This is a genomic window from Methylobacterium sp. TK26 (assembly GCF_055361565.1).
Window position 1 is genome coordinate 2,910,709 of record NZ_CM143965.1, and the last position, 23,776, is coordinate 2,934,484.

At 69.8% G+C, this 23,776-nt stretch carries 18 protein-coding genes; 3 read left to right on the forward strand and 15 right to left on the reverse strand.

Annotation, left to right across the window (positions count from 1 at the left end):
* Window positions 1-24: 24 nt before the first annotated feature.
* A complete protein-coding gene (locus ACXJ1Y_RS14200; RefSeq protein WP_463846857.1) occupies window positions 25-1,560 on the reverse strand; it encodes a DEAD/DEAH box helicase in 1,536 nt (511 codons plus the stop codon).
* Window positions 1,561-1,913: 353 nt separating this feature from the next.
* On the opposite strand from ACXJ1Y_RS14200, the gene ACXJ1Y_RS14205 reads away from it, so the two are divergent.
* Window positions 1,914-3,293, forward strand: coding sequence for an RtcB family protein (locus ACXJ1Y_RS14205; RefSeq protein ID WP_463846858.1), 1,380 nt, complete (start codon window positions 1,914-1,916; stop codon window positions 3,291-3,293).
* Between the two features lie 25 nt (window positions 3,294-3,318).
* Here the strand turns inward: ACXJ1Y_RS14205 and ACXJ1Y_RS14210 are convergent, their stop codons facing one another.
* From ACXJ1Y_RS14210 to ACXJ1Y_RS14245, 8 genes are all read right to left on the reverse strand, one after another.
* Window positions 3,319-4,998 (reverse strand): sensor histidine kinase, encoded by a 1,680-nt coding sequence (locus ACXJ1Y_RS14210; RefSeq protein WP_463846859.1) that lies wholly within the window; start codon window positions 4,996-4,998, stop codon window positions 3,319-3,321.
* A 162-nt stretch (window positions 4,999-5,160) separates the two neighbouring features.
* A complete protein-coding gene (gene trmB / locus ACXJ1Y_RS14215; protein WP_463846860.1) occupies window positions 5,161-5,916 on the reverse strand; it encodes a tRNA (guanine(46)-N(7))-methyltransferase TrmB in 756 nt (251 codons plus the stop codon).
* A 7-nt stretch (window positions 5,917-5,923) separates the two neighbouring features.
* Entirely contained in the window at window positions 5,924-7,102 is a 1,179-nt protein-coding gene (gene metK / locus ACXJ1Y_RS14220; RefSeq protein ID WP_342166735.1) for a methionine adenosyltransferase, read from the reverse strand.
* Window positions 7,103-7,243: 141 nt separating this feature from the next.
* Window positions 7,244-7,648, reverse strand: coding sequence for a helix-turn-helix domain-containing protein (locus ACXJ1Y_RS14225; RefSeq protein WP_463846861.1), 405 nt, complete (start codon window positions 7,646-7,648; stop codon window positions 7,244-7,246).
* 177 nt (window positions 7,649-7,825) lie between these two features.
* Window positions 7,826-9,508, reverse strand: coding sequence for a B12-binding domain-containing radical SAM protein (locus ACXJ1Y_RS14230; protein ID WP_463846862.1), 1,683 nt, complete (start codon window positions 9,506-9,508; stop codon window positions 7,826-7,828).
* 100 nt (window positions 9,509-9,608) lie between these two features.
* On the reverse strand, window positions 9,609-10,418 hold the full coding sequence (locus tag ACXJ1Y_RS14235) for an SDR family NAD(P)-dependent oxidoreductase (protein WP_463850121.1): 810 nt from the start codon (window positions 10,416-10,418) through the stop codon (window positions 9,609-9,611).
* 39 nt (window positions 10,419-10,457) lie between these two features.
* A complete protein-coding gene (locus tag ACXJ1Y_RS14240) occupies window positions 10,458-11,216 on the reverse strand; it encodes an enoyl-CoA hydratase-related protein (RefSeq protein ID WP_463846863.1) in 759 nt (252 codons plus the stop codon).
* 10 nt (window positions 11,217-11,226) lie between these two features.
* The gene (locus tag ACXJ1Y_RS14245) at window positions 11,227-12,966 is read right to left on the reverse strand and encodes an acyl-CoA dehydrogenase family protein (protein WP_463846864.1); all 1,740 of its coding nucleotides are present in this window, start codon (window positions 12,964-12,966) and stop codon (window positions 11,227-11,229) included.
* A gap of 120 nt (window positions 12,967-13,086) precedes the next feature.
* Here ACXJ1Y_RS14245 and ACXJ1Y_RS14250 point away from each other — a divergent pair, with 120 nt between their 5' ends.
* The gene (locus tag ACXJ1Y_RS14250; RefSeq protein WP_463846865.1) at window positions 13,087-14,085 is read left to right on the forward strand and encodes an L-threonylcarbamoyladenylate synthase; all 999 of its coding nucleotides are present in this window, start codon (window positions 13,087-13,089) and stop codon (window positions 14,083-14,085) included.
* A 116-nt stretch (window positions 14,086-14,201) separates the two neighbouring features.
* On the opposite strand, the gene wrbA is transcribed toward ACXJ1Y_RS14250, so the two are convergent.
* Window positions 14,202-14,798 (reverse strand): NAD(P)H:quinone oxidoreductase, encoded by a 597-nt coding sequence (gene wrbA, locus ACXJ1Y_RS14255; RefSeq protein ID WP_463846866.1) that lies wholly within the window; start codon window positions 14,796-14,798, stop codon window positions 14,202-14,204.
* Window positions 14,799-14,917: 119 nt separating this feature from the next.
* Between wrbA and ACXJ1Y_RS14260 the strand changes: the two genes are divergently transcribed.
* Complete coding sequence (locus tag ACXJ1Y_RS14260; RefSeq protein ID WP_463846867.1) at window positions 14,918-15,802, forward strand: LysR family transcriptional regulator; 885 nt, start codon at window positions 14,918-14,920, stop codon at window positions 15,800-15,802.
* Here the strand turns inward: ACXJ1Y_RS14260 and greA are convergent.
* From greA to rpoC, 5 genes are all read right to left on the reverse strand, one after another.
* Complete coding sequence (gene greA, locus ACXJ1Y_RS14265) at window positions 15,792-16,268, reverse strand: transcription elongation factor GreA (protein WP_463846868.1); 477 nt, start codon at window positions 16,266-16,268, stop codon at window positions 15,792-15,794. The genes ACXJ1Y_RS14260 and greA overlap by 11 nt on opposite strands.
* A 56-nt stretch (window positions 16,269-16,324) precedes the next feature.
* Complete coding sequence (gene acuI, locus ACXJ1Y_RS14270; RefSeq protein ID WP_463846869.1) at window positions 16,325-17,311, reverse strand: acrylyl-CoA reductase (NADPH); 987 nt, start codon at window positions 17,309-17,311, stop codon at window positions 16,325-16,327.
* An 89-nt stretch (window positions 17,312-17,400) separates the two neighbouring features.
* Window positions 17,401-17,994, reverse strand: coding sequence for a hypothetical protein (locus ACXJ1Y_RS14275; RefSeq protein WP_463846870.1), 594 nt, complete (start codon window positions 17,992-17,994; stop codon window positions 17,401-17,403).
* A gap of 276 nt (window positions 17,995-18,270) precedes the next feature.
* Window positions 18,271-19,347, reverse strand: coding sequence for a cell wall hydrolase (locus ACXJ1Y_RS14280; RefSeq protein WP_463846871.1), 1,077 nt, complete (start codon window positions 19,345-19,347; stop codon window positions 18,271-18,273).
* Between the two features lie 187 nt (window positions 19,348-19,534).
* Window positions 19,535-23,743, reverse strand: a complete 4,209-nt coding sequence (gene rpoC, locus ACXJ1Y_RS14285) for a DNA-directed RNA polymerase subunit beta' (protein WP_463846872.1) — start codon at window positions 23,741-23,743, stop codon at window positions 19,535-19,537.
* Between the last annotated feature and the right edge of the window lie 33 nt (window positions 23,744-23,776).

The following is a 23,776-nucleotide window of genomic DNA, read 5'->3' on the forward strand; positions in this document are numbered from 1 at the left end:
GTGGCGCGTCGGAAGACGGGACGGTTACGAGCGCGGGGCGCGGTCGAGCCAACCGATGCTGCGGCCGTCATTGCCGCCACGGCCGGACGCCTCGCCCTGGCGCGGACGGTTGTCCCGGCCGGAGCGCGGCTGCTGCGGGCGGGCGTCGCGGCCCTGGCCGTCACGAGCCTGCGCCGGGCGGGCGCCCTGCGCGGGACGCCCTTGCGGACGCCCCTCGGCCGGACGCGCCTGACCGTTCTGACCCTGGCGGTGCTGGCCGGGGCCGGCACCGGGACGAGAGCCCTCGGCGCGACCCTGCTGCGGACGGCCCTGGCCCGGACGGCCGCGACCGTCCTGCTGGCGAGCGCCGCGCGGCTGCTGCTGCTGGCGCGGGGGACGGCGGGCCTCCTCGCGGGCGATCTCGGCGGCGGCCTCGCCGGAGGGGGCCGTGAACCCCTCGGGGAAGCCGACGACCGGCACCTTCTGGCGGGTCAGCCGCTCGATGTCGCGGAGGTAGGCGCGTTCCTCGTCGTTGCAGAACGAGATGGCGAGACCGTCCTTGCCGGCGCGGGCCGTGCGGCCGATCCGGTGGACGTAGCTCTCGGGCACGTTCGGCAGGTCGAAGTTCACGACGTGGCTGACGCCATCGACATCGATGCCGCGGGCGGCGATGTCGGTGGCGACGAGCACGCGGCACTCGCCGTCGCGGAACGCCTGGAGGGCGCGCTCGCGCTGGGGCTGGCTCTTGTTGCCGTGGATGGCGGCGCCGGCGATACCCGACTTGTCGAGGCCGCGGACCACCCGGTCGGCGCCGTGCTTGGTGCGGGTGAAGACCAGCACCCGGTCGATCGCCGGATCGCGCAGGATGTGGGCGAGCAGGGCCTGCTTCGCGCCGGTATGGGCGAAGATCACCTGCTGCTCGACGCGCTCGGCCGTGGTGGCGACGGGCGTGACGGCGACCTGCACCGGATCGTTCAGGTACTGGGCGGCCAGCCCGGCGATGTTCTTCGGCATGGTGGCCGAGAAGAACAGGCTCTGGCGCTTCTGCGGAAGCATCCGCACGATGCGCTTCAGGGCGTGGATGAAGCCGAGGTCGAGCATCTGGTCGGCCTCGTCGAGGACGAGGATCTCGACGCCTTCGAGGGTCAGCGAGCGGCGGTCGACGAGGTCGATCAGCCGGCCCGGCGTGGCCACGAGGATGTCGACGCCCGGCGCCAGCGCCCGCTCCTGGCGGCCGATGGTGACGCCGCCGAACACGACGGTGTTCGTGTAGCGCAGGTGCTTGCCGTAATCGGAGAACGAGTCGGCGATCTGGTTGGCGAGCTCACGGGTCGGCGACAGGACGAGGACGCGGCAGCCCCGGCGGGGCGGGCGGCGGTCTTCCAGGCTGAGGCGGTGGAGGATCGGAAGGGCGAAGGCGGCGGTCTTGCCGGTGCCGGTCTGGGCGATGCCGCAGAGGTCGCGGCCTTCCATGGCGGGGCGGATGGCCTGCGCCTGGATCGGCGTCGGCGTGGTGTAGCCGGCCTCCTCGAGCGCCCGGAGCACGGGCGGAGCGAGGCCGAAATCGGAGAACTGGGTCAAAGTGATATCCGTCGCAGCAGACCGGCCGGCCGCGCGAGAGGCTGCGGCACCGTGTGGGCGGTCCATCGAGTGGGGAAAGCCCGCGTGATGGGGCCGTCCGGGTGCATGCACGTTATGAAGAGGGGGGCCGGACCGCGGCGCTGAAGCCCGTCCGTCACGCAGCCCCCTCAGGCGGTCCATCGATGTGGCCGCTGACGCTGCATGCCGCATATGCTGCGCTGCGGTGCGGAAGTCAATGGCGCGACCGGCACCGGCCCGGTGCGCGGTTCCCCGGCATCCAGCCCCGGCTTGCGGGAAGCATGACATCACGCCTATCACTAGACCTGCGACAATTCGCGCATCCGGGTAGGCTCATGCCGGGGATTTCGGGAAAGACGCTCGTCGCGTGGGGGGTGCCGCCCGGCTCGCACATGGGCTCCGCCCTCGCCCTCGCCAACCGGATGTCCGCCGAGGGGGCCGACCGGCAGGCCATCCTAGCGGCCGTGCTCACGCTCGTCCCTCAGGCCATTCCGATGCGGACGGTTGCCGCTCCCTATGCCGTCGCGCTCGACGCGGAGACCGAGTTGGAGCGCGAGAACGCGGCGGCTGTCCTGGAACATATGGACCACCTGATGAGGGTGCCGACGATCAGCGCGGGTGCGGTGATGCCGGATGCCTGTCCGTCGGGCCATGCGCCCGGCACGATCCCCGTCGGGGGCGTCGTCGCCTGCCGGGACGCGATCCATCCGGGCTTCCACTCGGCCGACATCTGCTGCTCCGTGGCGATCACCGTCCTGCGGGACGAGATCGACCTCGCGTCGCTGCTCGACGCGGTGCAGGCCGTCACTCATTTCGGGCCGGGCGGCCGGGCGAACCCGCCTCCCCTGCCGACCCCTGTCGCTGCGAGGATCGCCGCGAACGCATTCACGTCCGACCTGATCTCCCGGGCGATCGGCGATTTCAGCTCGCAGGGCGATGGAAACCACTTCGCCTTCGTCGGTCGGCTGCGCTCGACGGGCCAGCCGGCCCTCGTCACCCATCACGGGTCCCGTGGCTTCGGGGCAACGCTCTACAAGAAGGGAATGCAGGCCGCCCAGCGGCACACGGCGAAGGTCGCGCCGGCCGTGCCGAAGCACAATGCGTGGCTGAAGGCCGACAGCGCCGCCGGCCAAGCCTATTGGGATGCGCTGCAGATCGTCCGTGAATGGACGCGGGCGAACCACATCGTCATCCACGATCAAGCCATGGCACGGGTCGCCGCGCGGATCGATCGGCGGTTCTGGAACGAGCACAACTTCGTGTTCCAGCGGGCGGACGGGCTCTTCTACCATGGCAAGGGCGCGACCCCCTCGTTCAAGGGCTTTTCCGCCGACGACGTTGGATTGACGCTGATCCCCCTCAACATGGCCGAGCCGGTGCTCGTGACCGCCCACCGGGACAACCCCGACACCCTCGGCTTCGCGCCGCATGGCGCCGGCCGCAACCAGAGCCGCGCGGCCTACCTGCGCGAGAACCGCCCGGAGATTCCGGAGGGCCTGGATGTCCGATTCTTCTGCGGCCAACCGGATCTGTCGGAGCTGCCGGGCGCCTACAAGAACGCGCGGGCCGTGCGCGAGCAGATCGGTCGCTACGGGCTCGCCGAGGTGGTCGACCATGTCGATCCATTCGGCTGCATCATGGCGGGCGACTGGGAGAGGGACGCGCCCTGGCGCAACAAGGGCCGCTCCCGGGCCGCCACCGCGACGGCCGCCTGACGAGGCGCTTGCCCCAAGGGCGATCTCAGGCCAGCGGGTTCAGGCTCGCGTTCCGTGGCGGCAGCGGCGCGCGCATGGTGAGGGAGAACCCATCGGGCGAATAATCGGTCGTCACCTCGGCCTGGACCTGGGTGATGAGCACCCGGTGCAGGAGGCGCGAGCCGAAGCCCTGGCGGCGGGGCGGTTGCACCACGGGACCGCCGCTCTCGCGCCAGGTGAGGCGCAACGTGCCGGCGGGGCCGCCGGGCTCCAGATCCCAGGCGACGGTGACGCGGCCGGTGCGGTTCGAAAGGGCCCCGTATTTCGCGGCGTTGGTGGTGAGCTCGTGGATCGCCATGCCCACCGGCACGGCGATGTCGGAGGGCAGGTCGATGGACGGCCCTTCGAGGACGACGCGCCCGTCCTCGCCGCCGGCCTCGGCCACCTCGGCGTAGGGGCGCAACTCGTTGACGAGGAGGCCGGTGAGGGAGGCCGTCTGCCACGTCGCCTCGGTGAGCACCGAATGGGTGTGGGCCAGCGATTTGATGCGGCCGACGAAGGCCTCGTAGAAGCTGTCGATGTCTGTCGCCGTCCGCGCGGTCGAGCCGACGATGGCCTGCACCGTGGCCAGGGTGTTCTTCACCCGGTGGTGCAACTCGCGGATGAGCAGGGTCTGCCGCTCCTCCGCGAGGCGGCGGTCGGTCACGTCGGCGACCACGCCGATCAGGCGACGGGGCAGCCGGTCGGGGGCATCGCGCTCGAACCGGCCCGCCATGTCGATGGTGCGCCACGCCCCGTCGGACTTGCGGCGGATGCGCCCGCTGATGTGGAGGTCGCGGTCCTCGCGCAGGGCCGCCGAGATCGCCTTGCGCACCGCCGCCCGGTCGTCGGCATGGAGGATGCCGCTGAGGAACTCGGTCTTGCCGATGGTGCCGTCCTCCGGCGCATGCCCGAAGATCTCGTACATGCGGTCATTCTCCCAGACCGCGTGGTCATCGAGCATGTGCCACTCGAAGATGCCGAGCTTGGCGACCGCCGTCGCGGCGCGCAGGCGGTGGTCGTGGGCCTGCAACTCGCTTCGGGTCTCGATCCGCGTGGTGATGTCCTGCACCACGCCGACCATGCCGCTGACCGCGCCCGCCTCGTCGGTGAGGGCCTGCCCGCTCACCTGCACGACGACGCCGCGCCCCTCGATGGTGAGGCGCGTTTCGAACCGGTAGGGCTCCAGGTTCTCCACCGCCGCCTCGATCAGGCGCGAGACCCGTTCGGGCTCGATGAGGAAGGGCCGCAGCACGCCCCAGGTGACGGAGCGCCCCGGCGGCTGGCCGAGGATGCGCGCGGCCCGGTGGGACAGGGTGAGGTCGCCGCTCGCCCGGTCCCAGCGCCATTCGCCGAGCCCGGCGGCGGCCATGGCGTCGCGGTTCGCCTCGGAATGGGCGGCCTCGTCCGGGTCCACCGCCTCGACCACCAGCGTGTCGCCGGAGCGGCGCACGCGCACGTCGATCTCGACGCCGTCCGCCCGCCGCCAGACGCGGATGCCGGAATGGAGGGAAGCCGCATCGGCGGCGAGGTCCGAGACGGGCGCCCCGTCGAGGCTGCCAGAGGGCCGCGCCAGGAGGGCGTGCAGCGCCGGGTTGGCCACGAGCACGCTCTCGCCGTCGCCCGCGAGCAGGGCGAGCCCGACCAGCGCCCCGTCGAAGGCCGACCGGCGCGCGTCGATCGCCATGGAATCGTGCTTCACCCTTCCCGTCACGCCAGGAACCCTTGGACGCGCGGCTCTACGGGACTTGAGCGTCCTCAGCCGCCACCAAATCCAGCCACCCCGCGCCCCAAGGATGGGGCTCAAGCGTGGCGGCGGCAAGGCTAGAGGTGTCGCGGACCCGACTTGTCAGCGGGTATTCCGGACGAATTCGAGGTAGGTCGGCCGTCGTCCGGTGGCGATGGCCTTCGCCTCGTAGCGGGTGCCGGGCCAGCCGGGGAAGGGCTGCAGCCAGTCACGAGAAGAGGCTGCCTCCCAGCGCAGGTCCGGGCAGCGGGCGACCCGTGCCAGGGTCCAGCCGGCGTAATCGTCGATGTCGCTGGCGAAGCGGAACACGCCGCCATCCTTCAGGAGGCGGGCGATCTGCGCCAGCGAGTCGTCCGAGACGAAGCGCCGCTTGCGCTGGCGCCGCTTCGGCCAGGGATCGGGATAGAGCAGGCTGACCTGCCCAAGGCAGGCATCCGGCAGGTGGGCCAGGAGCGGCGCCACGTCGCCGTCGCGGACGCGGACATTGCGCAAGGCGCGCGCCTCGACGTCGGCGAGGAGCTTCACCACGCCGTTCACGAAGGCTTCGGCGCCGATGAAGCCGATCTGGGGATGCTGCGCGGCCCGGGCGGCGAGGTGCTCGCCGCCGCCGAACCCGATCTCCAGCCAGATCTCGTCCGGCGGGGTGTCCATCTGCCCGAACAGCGTCCGGGGATCGATCCGGCCGCCGCCCGGCGGCAGGTCGATCCGCAGGGCCGGCAGAAGGGTTTCGAGGCGCGTTTCCTGCGCGTCCCGCAGGCGCTTGCCCTTGCGGCGGCCGAAGAAGGCGCGATCCGCCTCCTCCAGGCCGTCCTCGTGTTCACCCTCCGTCGCGGGAGGGACATCCGCCCTCCCGGTCATGGCAGGGTCAGGCGAGGGTCGAGCGGAGCTTGTCGGCGAGGTCGGTGCGCTCCCAGGAGAAGCCACCGTCCGCCTCGGGCGCCCGGCCGAAATGGCCGTAGGCGGCGGTGCGGGCGTAGATCGGCTTGTTGAGGCCGAGCGCCGTGCGGATGCCGCGGGGCGAGAGGTCGATGGCGTCCATCAGGACGGCTTCGAGCTTGGCCTCGTCCACCTTCCCCGTGCCGTGCAGATCGACATAGATCGACAGCGGCTTGGAGACGCCGATGGCGTAGGAGAGCTGGATCGTCGCCCGCGAGGCGAGGCCGGCGGCCACCACGTTCTTGGCGAGGTAGCGGGCGGCGTAGGCGGCCGAGCGGTCCACCTTCGTCGGGTCCTTGCCGGAGAAGGCGCCGCCGCCATGCGGGGCCGCGCCGCCGTAGGTGTCCACGATGATCTTGCGGCCGGTGAGGCCGCAATCGCCGTCCGGACCGCCGATGACGAACTTGCCGGTCGGGTTGACGTGCCAGACGGTGCCCTCGTTCACCCAGCCCTGCGGCAGGGCCTTGAGGATGTAGGGCTCCACGATGGCGCGGACGTCGGCCGAATCGAGGTTCTCATCGAGGTGCTGGGTGGAGAGCACGATCTGCGTGACCTCGACCGGGCGGCCGTTCTCGTAGCGGACCGTCACCTGGCTCTTGGCGTCCGGCCCGAGCTTGGCGGCATCGCCCTGCTTCGCCTTGCGGGCGTCGGCGAGGTCCTTGAGGATCTTGTGGGCGTAGAAGAGCGGAGCCGGCATCAGCTCGGGGGTCTCGTCCGAGGCGTAGCCGAACATGATGCCCTGGTCGCCGGCACCCTCGTCCTTGTTGCCGGCCGCGTCCACGCCCTGGGCGATGTCGGCGGACTGCGCGTGCAGGTAGATCTGAACCTCGTTGTTCTTCCAGTGGAAGCCGTCCTGCTCGTAGCCGATGTCCTTCACGGCTTCGCGGGTCAGCTCCTCCAGGTCCTTGAAGGTCACCGAATCGGGGCCGCGCACCTCACCGGCGATGACGACGCGGTTCGTGGTCGTCAGGGTCTCGACGCCGAGGCGGGCCTCCGGCATCGCGGCGATGTAGGCATCCACGACGGTGTCGGAGATGCGGTCGCTCACCTTGTCCGGGTGCCCTTCGGACACCGATTCGCTGGTGAAGAGGTAATTCGAACGCGCCATCGGTTCTCTCGTCGCCTTAAGGTCGCGGGCGTTCGGCCCTCACGGCTCCGCACCCTTAGGGGAGGGCTTTTCCCATCCGTCCGAGAAAGGGTCAAGACGATCCGACGAACCCGTTCGTTATAAAGGACGAGTGTGGCGTCTTCAGCCGCGCAAGCGCCTTTCGAGGACGTGGACGGCCGCGGCGATGTCGCGCCGCGTTTCGTCCGGGAAGGATTCGTTGATGTGCCGGCCCACGAGGTCGGCGAGGCCGGTCAGACCTCCCTCCGCGTAGGGCACCTGGGCGTCCTCGGCGAACCCGTCCGGCCCCTCCGCGCCGTTCGGCATGCCCCGGAAGAAGTACTCCATCGGCACACCGATCATCCGGGAGAAGATGTCGAGATGGACCGCACTGATGCGGTTGGTCCCCTTCTCGTATTTCTGAAGCTGCGCCGCCGACATGCCGAAGCTTTGTGCGACCCGGCGCTGTGTCAGCGAGGCCTTCCGCCGCTGCTCGGCAATGCGCTGACCGATGTAAACGTCGCGCTGGTCCGTCTTCTGGCCTGCCATCGAGAAACTCTCAGACCTCCTGACTGCTTCCGGACCCGCACGCTGACGCGCGAGCTCCGACAAGCTTAGCCGCGGGCTGACAATTTGTCACGGCGCCGGCCGTCGCAGCTTGCACCGACCCCGCAAACGGCGCCGATGGCCGCGAATGTCTCCAGGATGGGCTTATCCCGCATCCCGTCAAGCGACGGCCGCGAAATGCTCCACCGCCACCCTGCCGACCCGGCCGGTCGCGGTGGCTTCCGCCTCCGGCGCGAGCACCGGAGGTTGCACCCAGGTCCCGGCGTCGATGGCGGCGAGCCGGGCGTCGATCTCCTGCATCACGTAGCGGGAGAACGGGTAGACGTGCAGGTAGATCACGATGTTCGTGACCACCGCCTCCAGGGCGGCGGGGTTGCGCCGGGCGGTCTCGGCGAAGACGCTCCAGGCGAGCTTGGCGAGGTCCGGACGGCGGACGGAGACCCGCCATAGGATCCGCGTGAGGGAGGCGAGATCCTTCGCCACCACGCCCCAATGGATGCGCTGCGCCGCGAATCGCGGGCGGTTCAGGCGCCGCCCCGTCTCGCGCACCCGGGCGAAGAACGCGTTCGGCTCGTAGATCTGCTCCAGGACACCGCGATAATCGGCCAGAACGTCCCGCTGCGGGCGTGAGGTCACGAAGTTCAGCCCCTGGGTGCACTGGTCGCCCTGGTCGGCGGTGGTCTCGGCGTAGTTCGCGTAGAGCCGCCCCTCGCGCCGCAGCCGCCGGGAGAGCTGCGTGTTCGGCAGCGCGAACAGCAGGCCGACCATGGCGATGGGGATGCCCGTGTCGGCGATGCAGGTCGCCATGGCGCGGGTGATGCTGTCCTTCTCGCTGTCGAAGCCGACGATGAAACCCGCCGTCACGAACATGCCGGCCTCGTAGAGCTTGTGGACGCTCTCCGCGATGGACCGGCGGGTGTTCTGCTTCTTCTGCGTCTGGATCAGCGTCGCCTCGTCCGGCGTCTCGATGCCGGTGAACAGGGCGAAGAAATTCGCCCGGCGCATCAGGTCGAGGAGTTCTTCATCGTCCGCGAGGTTGAGGGAGGCCTCGGTCGAGAACTTGAACGGGTAGCCGTGCGCCTCCTGCCACGCGATCAGGTGGGGCAGGAAGAGCTTGATCGCCTTCTTGTTGCCGATGAGGTTGTCATCGACGAAGTCGACGTGGCCGCGATAGCCGAGGGCGAAGAGGCGGTCGAGTTCGGCCAGCATCTGCGGCGCGGTCTTGGTGCGCGGCGAGCGGCCGTAGAGCTCGATAATGTCGCAGAACTCGCAGGTGAACGGGCACCCGCGCGAGAATTGCACGCCGATATACAGGTAGTGGCTGAAGGTCAGCAGATCGAAGCGCGGGATCGGGCTCGTGGTCACGTCGGCCGTGAACTTCGCGGCGGTGAAGCGGCCCCTGCGCTCGCCGCGCTCCCAGGCGGCGACGAACTCGGACAGGATCCCCTCGGCCTCGCCGGCCACGACGAAATCGGCGCGGTCGTACACGTCCGGCGTCGAGGTCGGGGCCGGGCCACCGACGCAGACCGGCGTGCCGAGCGACCGGCAGCGCTCGATGATACCCAGGCAATCCGGCTCCTGCGGCAGCATTCCGCCGGTCATCACGAGGTCGGCGGCGCGGATCGCCTCGTCGATCAGGGGTTCGCAATTGGCGTTGATGAGGGTGATCTGCCACGTCTCCGGCAGCATCGCGGCCAAGGTTATCAGGCCCAGCGGCGGCGCGGCGGCGCGGGCGCCCTGGATCTCCATGGCCTCCTTGAAGTTCCACATCGAGTTTTCGTAGAACTTTGGAAACACGAGCAGAACCCGCGGAGCCGTGTTCACGTCCGACTTACGGTTCATCAACGCCTCGCAACCTTAGCCGGCAGAATTAAATCCACCGGCATCATAGCACCCTTACGGGAAACCTGCGCTGCAATTGAGGCTGATTTGCGCGGGTGCCCTACTCCGCGAGCCGCAGCCGCTCGGGCTGCGCGCCGTCCGCGTCGGTGAAGCCGTAGCGTCGGGCGAGGTCCCCGGCATGGAGCACCTGACCGGCGAAGGCCGACACGCCCGGATCGGCGGCGAGCGCCGCGAGCGCCCGGCCGGCATAGAGCGGCGTCTCGCCGGGCGGGTGCTCCTCGTCGATCTCCCGCGCGCGCTCCGTCGCCACCGCGCCGGGCGAGAGGCCGAGGGCGGTCACGCCGTGGGGCGCGAGTTCCCGGGCGAAGGCCAGGGCGAGGCGGTTCTCGGCGGCCTTGGCGGAATCGTAGAACACGTCGCCGAGATAGGCGTCCGCCGTCCCGAACGAGACAAGGACGAGGAGGCCCGAACGGGCGGCGACCATGGCCGGCGCCACGGCGCGGGCGAGGAGCAGAGCCGGCACGGGACCGGCCTGCATCAGCCCGAGATAGGGCTCGGCCGAGCGGCGCCAGAACGGAGTGCCCCAGGCGGTGCCGTCGGCGTAGCGCTCGCCGTCGAAGCCCTCGTTCCCGCCCCAGACGGCGCTGGCCACGACGTCGATCCGGCCGAAGCGCCGGAGCACCCAATGGACCATCTCGTCCGTCGCCCGCTCGGAGCGGTGGTCGCAGAGGTAATGGTGCCCCCGCCCCCCGGCGAGGTCGACCATGCGGGCGGTGTCCTCGATGGCCTCGCTGCGCATCTCGGTGCGCGGCCCGGTCTCGCTCGACCGGGCGGTGACGATGACGGTCGCGCCGCCCTCCCCCAGGGCGCGCGCCAGCCCCCGTCCGACACCCCGCGAGGCGCCGGCCACGAGACAGACCTTGTGGGAGAGATCGGGTGCGGCCACGGCTCAGGCCGGCTTGGCGCGCGACAGGAAGGCTTGCAGCCGCTGCTGTGATTCCGGCGATTGCAACTGCGCGTCGAAGGCCTTGGCCTCCGCCTCCAGGGCGGCTTCCACCCGCTCCCGGTCGCCCCGGATCAGCCTGCGCGAGGCAGCCAGCGCCCCCTGCGGCAGGGCGGCGAGGCGGGCGGCCTGCGCGAGGGCGTGCTCCACCACCATGTCGGCGGGCATCACCGCGTTGACGAGGCCGAGGGCGTGGGCCGCATCGGCATCGAGGGTTTCGGAGAGGAGCAGCAGTTCCGTGGCCTTCAACCGCCCGACCCGCAGGGGCAGGAGGTAGCTCGACGCGGCCTCCGGCACGAGGCCGAGCTCCACGAAGGGCATCCGCAGCCGCGCCACCGGGCTGGCATAGACGAGGTCGCAATGGAGCGTCAGCGTCGCGCCGATGCCGACGGCGATGCCGTCCACGGCGGCGACCATCGGGGTGTCGGTGCGGGCCAGTTGGCGGATGAACCGCAGGGCCGGTGCGTCGCTGAAGCCGTTCCGCGCCTGGCCCAGGAAATCCGCGAGGTCGTTGCCGGCGCTGAACACCCCCGGCTGGCCGGCGAAGACGACGGCGCGGATCGCCGCCGAGGCGTCGGCCTCTTCGAGCGCCCCGCGCATCGCGTCGTACATCGCGCCGGTCAGGGCGTTCTTCTTCTGCGGCCGGTCGATGACGATGAGGCGGACGCCGTTCTCGCCGTCGCTGATCGTGATGAAGTCGGTCATGGCCGGGTCCTCAAACGGCGAGCGCCAGGGCGGCATCCTCGGTGAAGGCGCCCCCGGCCAGCACCGCCTCCTCCAGGCCGGACACGGCCGGCAGCAGGTTCTCCGCGTAGAAGCGGGCGAGCGCGATCCGGGCGCGGTGGGCCGGATCGGTCTCGCCGCCCTTCAGCGCCGCCGCCGAGGCGAGGGCCGCGCGGGCATGGCAGGCGCCGCCGAGCGCCAGCCCGAACAGGCGCAGATACGGCGCCGCCCCCGCGAGCGCCGCCTCCGGCCGGTTCGAACCGAGGGCCGCGAGCTGATGGCTCGTCGCGCGGTCAAGGGATTCGATGGCGGTGCGCAGGCGGGGCGCCATCTGGCCGAAGGCCGGGTCCGCGTTCTTGAGCAGGCCCTCGGCGGCCCGGCGCATCCACGCGATCTGCGACCGCGCCGTGGCCCCGCCGTTGAGCGGCAGCTTGCGGGCGGTGAGGTCGATGGCCTGGATGCCGTTGGTGCCCTCGTAGATGCCGAGGATGCGGGCGTCGCGCATGAACTGCGCCGCGCCGGTCTCCTCCACGAAGCCCATGCCGCCATGGACCTGCACGCCGAGCGAGGCGACCTCGTTGGCGATGTCGGTGGAGAACGCCTTCGCCACGGGAGTGAGGAGCGAGGCCCTGTCGTGGGCCGCCCGCCCCTCCGGTCCGTGCGCGGCATCGAGGGCGGCGGCGGTGAGGAAGCAGAGGCTGCGCGAGACCGCCGTGTAGGCCTTCATGGTGAGCAGCATCCGCTGCACGTCCGGGTGGGCGATGATCGGGCTGGTGGTCTCGGCGGCGCCGATGGCCTTCCCCTGGCGGCGCTCTGCGGCATAGGCCAGCGCCTTCTGCGTGGCGGCTTCGGCCACCCCGACACCCTGCACCCCGACGCCGAGGCGGGCCGCGTTCATCATCGTGAACATGCAGGCCAGCCCCTTGTTGGCCTCACCGATCAGCCATCCCGTGGCCCCGCCATTGTCGCCGAACGCCATGGAGCAGGTCGGCGAGGCGTGGATGCCGAGCTTGTGCTCGATGCCGGAGCAGCGGAGATCGTTGAGCGACCCGTCCGGCAGCACCTTCGGCACGAGGAACAGGGAGATGCCCCGCGTGCCCGCCGGCGCATCCTTCAGCCGGGCGAGGACGAGGTGGACGATGTTCTCCGAAAGGTCGTGCTCGCCATAGGTGATGTAGATCTTCGAGCCGGTGATCCGGTAGCGGCCGTCGCCGACCGGCTCCGCGCGGGTGCGCAGCAGGGCAAGGTCCGAGCCCGCCTGCGGCTCGGTGAGATTCATGGTCGCCGGCCATTCGCCCGTGACGAGCTTTTCTAGGTAGCGCGCCTTCAATTCGTCCGAGCCGTGCGCCGCCAGCGCCTCGATCCCGCCCTGCGTCAGCAGCGGGCAGAGGCCGAAGGAGAGGTTCGCCGCGCTCCACATCTCGGTGCAGGCCGCCTCGATGGCCTTGGGCAGGCCCTGGCCGCCATGGTCCGCATCGGCCGAGAGGCCGTTCCAGCCGCCTGCGGTGAAGGTGGCGTAGGCCTCGCGCCAGCCCGGCGGTGTGGTCACGCGGCCGTCCTCGAAGCGCGTCCCGTGCCGGTCGCCGACCCGGTTCAGGGGCGCCAGCACGTCGGCGGCGATGCGCCCGGCCTCGGTGAGGATCGCCTGCGCGTCGTCCGGATCGACCCCCTCCAGCCCCGAGACGTGGCGCAGGGTGAAGAGCATTTCGGAGACGGGCGCGCGGTAGCTCATGGACGTGTCCTCACCTTGGCTCCGGCCTTCCCTGGTTTGACCCCGCCACGCTGCCGGCGCTAGGGCGGGTACGGTCTCAACCCACGGGGCGGCGCGATGCCGCCGGAGATGGCATCCCGCATGAGCAATCCGGGGTCAACGGTCCCGGCCGAAACCCGGCTGCTGCCTGCCGACGCGGCGGGCATCGCGGAGGCGGCGGCGCTGCTCCGCGCGGGGCGCCTCGTCGCCTTCCCGACGGAGACGGTCTACGGGCTCGGCGGCGATGCCACCGATCCGAACGCGGTGGCCGGCATCTACGCGGCCAAGGCCCGCCCGAGCTTCAACCCGCTGATCTCACATGTCCCGGATGCCGGGGCCGCCCGCGCGCAGGGCGTGTTCGGAGAGGAAGCGAACCGCCTCGCCGACGCCTTCTGGCCCGGCCCCCTCACCCTGGTCGTGCCGGCCTCGGCCGGGACGCGGGTCTGCGAACTGGCCCGCGCCGGGCTGCCGAGCGTCGCCCTGCGCGTGCCGGGCAGCGAGGCCGCCCGCGCCCTCCTCGCGGCGTTCGGCCGCCCGGTCGCCGGGCCTTCGGCCAACCGCTCGGGCCGGGTGAGCCCGACACGCGCCGCTCATGTGCTCGAAGACCTGAACGGCCGCATCGCGGCGGTGCTCGACGGCGGCGATACGCGGGTCGGGCTGGAATCGACGGTGGTCGCCTGCCTCGGCAGGCGGGCGCGCCTGCTCCGGCCGGGTGGCATCACCCGCGAGCGCCTGCGCGACGTGCTCGGCTACGACCCCGAAGGGCCGGAGGCCGCCGATACCCACGCCCCCGTGGGGCCGGGGCTGTTGGCCTCGCATTACGCGCCGAACGCGGCGGTGCGCCTCGACGCCAGGCGGATCGCCCCCGGCGAGGCGCTGATGCTGTTCGGCTCCTTCCGGCCGGAGGGCCATGACGCCGCCCGCGCGGTGGTGAACCTCAGCGAGGCGGGCGATGCCACCGAGGCGGCGGCCCGTCTCTTCGGGGCCCTGCGCGATCTCGACGCCTCGGGCGCGGCGACCATCGCAGTGGTGCCGATCCCGCCCGAGGGTCTCGGCGAGGCGATTCGCGACCGGCTGGGAAGGGCCGCGGCGCCCCGCTGATTTTTTTGTGGAACAGAAAGGCCGCCGGCCCGTTCATATGACAGGAAGGCCACTCAGCCCCCATACGGCCTTCAACCTTTCGAGGCTCGGAGAAATCCGAGCCTTTTCTTTTGGCCTCAGGCCAGCTTCGCCGCGATGCCGGCGACGTGGCGGCCCTGGAACCGGGCGCCGTCCAGTTCGATCGGGCTCGGCTGACGCGAACCGTCGCCATCGGCCAGGGTGCTGGCGCCGTAGGGCGTGCCGCCCTTCACCTGCTCCAGACCGGCCTGGCCCTGGAAGGCGTAGGGCAGGCCCACCACCACCATGCCGTGGTGGAACAGCACCGTATGGAAGCTGGTGAGGGTCGTCTCCTGGCCGCCGTGCTGCGAGGCGGTGGAGGTGAAGACCGAGCCGACCTTGCCGACCAGCGCGCCCTTCATCCACAGGCCACCGGTCTGGTCGATGAACTGCTTCATCTGCGAGGCCATGTTGCCGTAGCGGGTCGGCGTGCCGAAGATGATCGCGTCGTATTCGGGAAGCTCCGCCACCGTGGCGACGGGCGCCTGCTGGTCGAGCTTGAAGTGGTTCTGCCGGGCGACCTCTTCCGGCACCAGTTCCGGCACGCGCTTCACGACGACTTCCGCGCCGGTCTCGCGGGCACCCTCGGCGACGGCGTAGGCCATCTGCTCCACGTGGCCGTAGGTCGAGTAGTAGAGCACAAGGATCTTGGCCAAGGCGATGACTCCTCCGCTGGGCGCCGTAGCGGCGCGATGCCGCTCACATCGCCCGTCCCGCCGCTTGCAGGAAGCCCATACCGTGCAAGAATGACCTTGCAGGATTGCAAGGAGCCACGATGCAGGCCGGCTGGGACGATTTCCGCTTCGTGAAGGCGGTGGCCGATGGACATGGTCTGACCGGCGCCGCCGAGGCCCTGGGCATCGACCATTCCACCGCGTTCCGGCGGCTCGGCGCCATCGAGAAATCGCTGGGCGCGCGCCTCTTCGAGCGGCACCGGAGCGGCTACACAACGACCGCCGCCGGCCAAGCGATGCTCGATGTCGCGACGCGGATGGAAGCCGACATCGACGGCTTCGCCCGCGAGGTCGTCGGGCAGTCGGACGCGATGGTCGGGGAATTACGGATCACCGCCCCGACGAGCTTGGCGGGTACGTTCCTCATGCCGATCCTGGCCGAGTTCTCCCGCCGGCACCCGGCCGTGCGGCTTCAACTGATCCTCGCCGAGGAAACCCTCAACCTGTCCCGCCGGGACGCCGACGTGGCCCTGCGCGCCAGTCGGGGGCCGGACGAAACCCTCGTGGGCCGCCGCCTGACCGGCGTGGGCTGGGCCCTCTACGGCATGGCTGACCGGTCTTACGGACCGCTCGCGGAGGAAAGATGGGTCGGGCTCAGCGAGAGCGTGGCCGGCGGGTTGTTCGCTGGCTTCGTTCATCGGCGGACGGCGCCGGAGCGCGTCGTCCTCTGCCTGAACGGTGTGGCCGGGCTGCGGGAGGCCATCGCCGCCGGCATCGGCATCGGCCCCCTCCCCTGCGCGGAGGGCGACGCCGATTCCCGTTTCCAGCGTCTCGGCGGCCTGGAGCCCGAACTGCACACGGATCTGTGGCTGCTGACCCACCAGGACCTGCGCCGCTCGGCGCGGGTCCGTGCCCTCATGGATCACGTCGCGGCGGCGATTCAGCCCCTGCGGCCCCTCTTCGAGGGAAGGGCGGTCAGTTCTTGATTTCGAGGATCTCGACGTCGTTGCCGTTCACCTCGACCACGTCGCCGACGCTCTTGCCGGTGATGGCGCGGGCCAGGGGCGCGACGTAGGAGATCGAGCCCTTGTGCGGGTCGGCCTCGTCCTCACCGACGATGCGGAAGGTCTGCTTAGTTTCCTTGCCGGAATCGTCCTCGCGCACGATCGTCACGGCGGCGCCGAAATGCACCGTGTCGCCGGCCTTCGGCTCCACGAGCTGCGCCGTGTTCTTGCGCGACGCCCAGTAGCGCAGGTCGCGCCCGATGCGGGAATCCTCGGCCTTGTCGGTCGGGTCCAGGGACGCGACCTCCTTCTCCAGCCGCGCGACCTCGGCCTCGATCTGCGCGAGGCCCTCGGGCGTGACGAAGTTGGTGTGAGGCGAGATGGGACGGTCGGGAAGGTTCTCGAACGCTTCCCCGCCCTCAGGCTCTTTAACGAATGCGACGCTCATAAAATGACCAACCGGTTCGCTAAGGTGACGGTTCCAACGGGCTCGCGAATCCCGGATCAGGCGATCTTCACGACCGTGCGACCACGCACCTGCCCGGCCAGGATCGCCTCGCCCAGACGGCCGACCTCGTCGAAGCCGACGGTGCGGGTCATGGAGGAGAGCTTGTCGAGATCGAGGTCGCGGGCGATCCGTGCCCAGGCCGCGCGGCGCTTCGCCTGGGGCGTCGTCACGCTGTTGATGCCGAGGAGCGAGACACCGCGCAGGATGAAGGGCGCGACCGATGTCGGCAGGTCCATGCCCTGCGCGAGGCCGCAGGCCGCCACCGCACCGTCCGCCTTGGTCATCGCCAGGACGTTGGCCAGCGTCGCGGAGCCCACCGCATCGATGGCCGCCGCCCAGCGCTCCTTGCCGAGCGGGCGGCCGGGCTTCTCCAACTCGGCCCGGTCGAGGATTTCGGCGGCGCCGAGGCCCTTCAGGTAATCTGTCTCGTTGGCCCGGCCGGTGGAGGCGATGACGTGCCAGCCGGCCCGCGCGAGCAGCGCCACCGCCACCGAGCCGACGCCGCCGGAGGCGCCCGTCACCAGAGCCGGCCCATCGGCGGGGGTGACGCCATGGGCATCCAGGGCCATCAGGGAGAGCATCGCCGTGTAGCCCGCCGTGCCAACCGCCATGGCCTGCTCCGGCGTCAGGCCCTCCGGCAGGGGCACAAGCCAGTCGCCCTTCAGCCGCGCTTTCTCGGCATAGGCGCCGAGATGCGTCTCGCCGACGCCCCAGCCGGTGAGCACCACCTGATCGCCGGGCTTGTAATCGGGATGGTCCGAGGTCTCGACCGTGCCGGCGAAATCGATGCCGGGGATCATCGGGAAGCGGCGGACCACGGGCGAGCGGCCGGTCAGCGCGAGGCCGTCCTTGTAGTTCAGCGTCGAGTGGCCGACGCGGATGGTGACGTCGCCGTCCATCAGGTCAGCCTCGTCGAAGTCGCGGAAGGCGAGGCTCTGCCCGCCCTCGGTCTTGTCGACCACCCACGCCTTGAACGTGACCATCGCCTGCTCCTCCCGTCGATGACGGGGAGGTACGCCGCAGGTCGCCGGAATCAAGACGGCCCGGATGGTCGATCCGGGCCGTGCGTCACTCAGTAACCGTCGTAGATGCTGCCCCGGGAGAAGCCGAGGCCGACGCCGATATCCGCCGAGCTGGCCCCGGTGATGCCGAACGCGTCCGGGATCGAGCCGACGAGCGGGCCGCCATAGCCCGGGCCGTAACCACCGTAGGCCCCATAGCCGCCGCCGACCGGCACCCAGCCCGCCCGCGCCGGGGCGACCTGCACCCGGCGGCTGACGGTGGCGTATTCCGGCGGGTAGGTCTCCGGCACCGTCTCGGCCGGGCGGACCAGCACGGTGCGCTGGCGGAGGGCGAAGCGCGGCGGGGTGACGACCCAGCAGCCGATCAACTCGCCGCCGGGGCCACGGCTCGTCTGCCAGACGCGGCCGCCGGGGGCGACCATCACCTGCTCCTGCACCGTGTCGTAGACCGGCGGGATGGTGCGGTAGACGGTGCGCGGCGGGCGCACCAGCACGTTCTGCTGCACCGTATCGAAGACCGGCGGGGTCGTGGCGTAGCGGTAGCAGCCGCCACCGTAGCAGCCGCCGGCCATGGCCGGGGCGGCGAAGAACAGGCCGCCCAGGGCGGCGGCCATCAGGACAGTCTTGGCGACCGGCGCGGTCATCGCTGCGAACCTCTTGAAGCGTGGGACAATCCGGGCCGCGGAGATTTCCGCGCCCTACGCTCAACGAGGAAAGCAGTATCCCGAGCTTCGCAGCAACCGAGATCCTGAATCACAGTAAAATTAATCTATGGGCCGAACTGCGTAGAACCGTCCGATTCGTTCGTTAACTGTTGTTCGCGCTTTCGCGGAACCAACTGAACTTGCACCCCGGCGGCAAACAAAAACCCCCGCCGGCTCGCACCGGCGGGGGTTGTGTTTCGCAGCTCTCAAGCCGGCTCAGGTCTGTCCGGGCTTCAGGCCGTAGAAGATGTGCCGGCCGATCACGTCGAGCTTTCGCATCCGCCGCGACCAGCCCGGCCTCACGTAATCGGCGTGATAATGGGTCGCCCCGCCGACCTCCGCGACGTAGGTCCGCCCTTCCAGGACGGAGCGGGCGACGCGGGTGGCGTTGGACCAGGCCGAGGCATCGCTGATGCGCAGGGACTTGCCCTCGCAGGCGAAGGAGAACTGGCAACCCATGTAATGGTGCCGGTTCTGATAGACGACCCCGCAGATGCTCTGCGGATAGAGGCCACTCTTCACCCGGTTGAGCACCACCTGGGCGACGGCGGCCTGCCCGGTCTCGGATTCGCTGCGGGCCTCGAAATACACCGCCTCGGACAGGCAGCGCTGCTCCTTGTCCTGGGCCTCCGGGTCGATCAGGTCGGCGTAGCGGCTGCGCGCCTCGTCGGTCGGCGCCGCCTCGATCTCCGCGCCGCTGCGCAGGGGATAGTCGGGCATCACGAGGCTGGCGGCGGTGATCTCCACGGGGATCGCGTCCGCCGGGGCCGGGGTGGTGGACGACAGGGCGACCGCCTTCGGCACCGCCGGGGTCGAACCGTCGAAGCGGTTGCCGTCTTCGTCGTCGGTCCGGTCGGCGGTGGCCGCGCCCGTGGATTGAGCGGTGCCGGCCCCGGTCGTCAGGCCGAGATCCGCGACGGGCATGAAGCCGGAAGTCGGCTCGGCCTCGGAATCCCACACGGCGGAGCCGGTGGTGATCATGCCGCTGACGCCGCCGGTCACGTCGCCGAACAGCATGGCGAGGCCGGATTCGCGGGTGAAGGCGATGGGTTCGGGCCGCTGGGGATCCTCGCCGATCCGCCGGATGGCCGCGCCGATCAGCGCGGTGCCGGCGGGCATGGCGGGCACGGCCCGGCGGACATCGGCGGCGCCGAGCACGCCCGAGCCCACGGTGCTCTCGGTGCCCGCGCTCGCGGTGAAGGAGACGAGCAGCCCGAGCCCGGCCATCCACGGCGTGAACACCGCCGACAGCCAGCGCAGGTGGGTCTCCTGTTGCACTCGTCTCGTCGCCACGCCCTGCCGACCCGTTCCGATGTGCCGCACTCGCCACGCTGCCCGCCGATGGCGGCGGCAAGTGGCCCTCACGAAATTTATCGGGCGGGATGGTTGACCGGTGGTTAACGGGCGGGGCGACCGGCGCGGATACGAAAAAGGGGCGGCCTTTCGGCCGCCCCCTTCGGGTCTCGCAAGGGTGGATCGATCACTCGGCGGCGGGCGGAAGGCCCTCGACCGGATCGATGCCGCTCTCCGTCTGGCGCTGCTGCAGGATGAGGTTGTCCCGGCGACGGGCCACCGAACGGATGTCGGCGACGAGCGAACCGGTGCCGGCCGGGATGAGCGAGCCGACGATGACGTTCTCCTTCAGCCCCTCCAGGGTGTCGACCTTGCCGTTGACGGCGGCTTCGGTGAGCACCCGGGTGGTCTCCTGGAACGAGGCCGCCGAGATGAACGACTTCGTCTGCAGCGACGCCTTGGTGATGCCGAGCAGAACCGGCACGCCCTGGATCGGCTTCTTGCCGTCGGCAATCAGCTTCTCGTTGAACTCGGCGAGTTCCGTGCGGTCGATCTGGTCGCCCGAGAGGATGTCCGAGTCGCCGCCATCGGTCACTTCGACCTTCTGCAGCATCTGACGGACGATCACCTCGATGTGCTTGTCGTTGATCGACACGCCCTGCAGCCGGTAAACCTCCTGGATCTCGTTGACGAGGTAAGCGGCAAGCTCCTCCACGCCCTTGATCGCCAGGATGTCGTGCGGAGCCGGGTTTCCGTCGACGATGTAATCGCCGAGTTCGACCACGTCCCCGTCCTGCAGGTGGATGTGCTTGCCCTTCGGGATCAGGTACTCGACCGCCTCCGAGCCGTCATGCGGCGTCAGCGTGAGCCGACGCTTGTTCTTGTAGTCGCGGCCGAACGCGATGGTGCCGGACTTCTCGGCGATGATCGCCGCGTCCTTCGGGCGCCGGGCCTCGAACAGCTCCGCCACCCGCGGCAGACCGCCGGTGATGTCGCGGGTCTTGGCCGAGTCGGTGGAGACGCGGGCGAGGATGTCGCCGGCCTTCACCTTGGCTCCCGGATCGTAGCCGATGATGGCATCGACCGGCAGCGCGTAGCGGGCATCCGCGCCGCGCGGCAGCTTCACGGCCTTGCCGTCCTTGTCGACCACGACCATCGAGGGCTTCAGGTCGGAGGTCCGGGCGGACCCGCGCCAATCCACCACGACGCGCTTGGCGATACCCGTCGACTCGTCGGTCGTCTCGGTCATCGACTGGCCGTCGTAGAGGTCCTCGTAGGCCACGATCCCATCGACCTCGGTGAGGATCGGACGGGTGTAGGGGTCCCACTCGGCGATGCGCTGGCCACGCTTGATCTTGTCGCCCTCGTCCACGCGGACACGGGCGCCGTATTGCAGGCGGTGGACCGCCCGCTCGACCCCGTCCGCGCCGACGATGACCACCGCCACGTTGCGGCCGGTCGCGACCAGATCGCCGTCCGAGTTCTTCGCGAGAGCCCGGTTGCGGATCTTGATCGTGCCCTCGAAGCTCGACTCGATGAAGGACGAGTCGGCGATCTGGGCGGCGCCGCCGATGTGGAAGGTACGCATCGTGAGCTGCGTGCCCGGCTCGCCGATGGACTGCGCCGCGATGACGCCGACGGCCTCACCCATGTTGACGGGCGTGCCGCGGGCGAGGTCGCGCCCGTAGCAGGTGGCGCAGACGCCGCTGCGGGTGGCGCAGACCAGCACGGAGCGGATCTTCACCTCCTGGATGCCGGCGGCGTTGATCGCCGGCAGGTGCCGCTCCTCGATGGTCTCGCCGGTCTTCACGATGACCGTGCCGTCCTGCGCGACCAGATCCTCCGCGGCCGCACGGCCGAGGATGCGGGTGGCCAGCGTCGCGACCACCTGGCCGGCATCGACGATGGCGCGCATCTTGATGCCGTTGGTCGTGCCGCAATCCACCTCGCGGATCACCGCATCCTGCGCCACGTCGACGAGGCGGCGGGTCAAGTAGCCGGAGTTGGCGGTCTTCAGGGCGGTGTCGGCGAGGCCCTTACGGGCACCGTGCGTGGAGTTGAAGTACTCCAGCACGTCCAGACCTTCCTTGAAGTTCGAGATGATCGGCGTCTCGATGATCTCGCCCGACGGCTTGGCCATGAGGCCGCGCATCGCCGCGAGCTGCTTCATCTGCGCGGGCGACCCACGGGCGCCCGAGTGGGACATCATGTAGATCGAGTTGACCTGCTTGTCGGCGCCCGTCTCGTCCTTCTGGACGGACGAGATCCGGCCCATCATCTCCTGGGCGAGCTTGTCCGAGCACTTCGCCCAGGCATCGACGACCTTGTTGTACTTCTCACCCTGGGTGATGAGGCCGTCGTTGTACTGCTGCTCGTAATCCTTCACGAGCGTGCGGGTGCCCTCGACGATCTCCCACTTGTTCTCCGGCACGACCATGTCGTCCTTGCCGAAGGAGATGCCCGCCTTGAAGGCGTGGGTGAAGCCCAGGCCCATGATGCGGTCACAGAAGATCACCGACTCCTTCTGACCGCAGTGGCGGTAGACGGTGTCGATCATCGCCGAGATTTCCTTCTTGGTCATCAGCTTGTTGACGACGTCGAAGGGCACCTTCCGGTGCAGGGGCAGCGCGCCCGACAGGATCACGCGGCCGGGGGTGGTCTCGTAGGTCTTGGTCAGCGGCTCGCCATCCGGGCCGATGCCCTTCCAGCGCCACTTGATCTTCGAGTGCAGCTTCACGACGCCGGCGGCCAGGGCGTGCTCCAGCTCGCCGAGGTTGCCGTAGACGCCCTGCATCGGGTTCAGCTTGTTGGTGCCGTCGAAGGCGCCCGGAAGGCCCTCGCCCACGATCGACAGGTAGTAGAGGCCGAGCACGATGTCCTGCGAGGGCACGATGATCGGCTGGCCGTTGGCCGGATGCAGGATGTTGTTGGTCGACATCATGAGGACGCGCGCTTCCAGCTGCGCCTCGAGCGACAGCGGGACGTGCACGGCCATCTGGTCGCCGTCGAAGTCGGCGTTGAACGCGGCGCAGACCAGCGGGTGCAGCTGGATCGCCTTGCCCTCGATCAGCTTCGGCTCGAAGGCCTGGATGCCGAGGCGGTGCAGCGTCGGCGCGCGGTTCAGCATCACCGGGTGCTCGCGGATCACCTCATCGAGGATGTCCCAAACCTCCGGCTTCTCCTTCTCCACGAGCTTCTTGGCCTGCTTGACAGTGGCCGAGAAACCCTTGGCGTCGAGGCGCGCGTAGATGAACGGCTTGAACAGCTCCAGAGCCATCTTCTTCGGCAGGCCGCACTGGTGCAGCTTCAGCTCCGGGCCGACCACGATGACCGAACGGCCCGAGTAGTCGACGCGCTTGCCGAGCAGGTTCTGGCGGAAGCGGCCCTGCTTGCCCTTCAGCATGTCGGCGAGCGACTTCAGCGGACGCTTGTTGGCGCCCGTGATGACGCGGCCGCGACGGCCGTTGTCGAACAGGGCGTCCACGGCCTCCTGCAGCATCCGCTTCTCGTTGCGGATGATGATGTCCGGCGCGCGCAGCTCGATCAGCCGCTTCAGGCGGTTGTTGCGGTTGATGACGCGGCGATACAGGTCGTTGAGGTCGGACGTGGCGAAGCGGCCGCCATCCAGCGGGACCAGCGGGCGCAGGTCCGGCGGGATCACGGGGATCACCGTCAGGATCATCCACTCCGGCTTATTGCCGGACATCTGGAACGCCTCGATGATCTTGAGGCGCTTCAGAAGCTTCTTCGGCTTCAGCTCGGAGGTCGTGACCGCGATCTCCTCACGGAGGTCGTTGGCGATTCTGTCGAGGTCGAGTTCCTGCAGGATCCGGCGGATGGCCTCGGCGCCGATCATGGCGGTGAAGCTGTCCTCGCCGTACTCCTCCTGGGCGCGCAGGTACTCCTCCTCCGTCAGGAGCTGACGCTCCTTCAGGGGGGTGAGGCCCGGCTCGATGACGCAGTACGATTCGAAGTACAGGATCCGCTCGAGGTCCTTGAGGGCCATGTCGAGCAGGAGGCCGATGCGCGAGGGCAGCGACTTCAGGAACCAGATATGCGCGACGGGGGCGGCCAGCTCGATGTGGCCCATGCGGTCGCGCCGGACGCGCGCCAGCGTCACCTCGACGCCGCACTTCTCACAGATGACGCCCTTGTACTTCATGCGCTTGTACTTGCCGCACAAGCACTCGTAGTCCTTGATCGGCCCGAAGATGCGCGCGCAGAACAGGCCGTCGCGCTCGGGCTTGAATGTCCGGTAGTTGATGGTCTCGGGCTTCTTGATCTCCCCGTAGGACCAAGAGAGGATCTTCTCCGGCGACGAGATCGAGATCTTGATCTGGTCGAAGTTCACCGGCTGCGGCTGCTGGTTGAAAAGGTTCATGACCTCTTGGTTCATGATCCGCTCCTCGGCTCGACGCCGCCAGCCCCG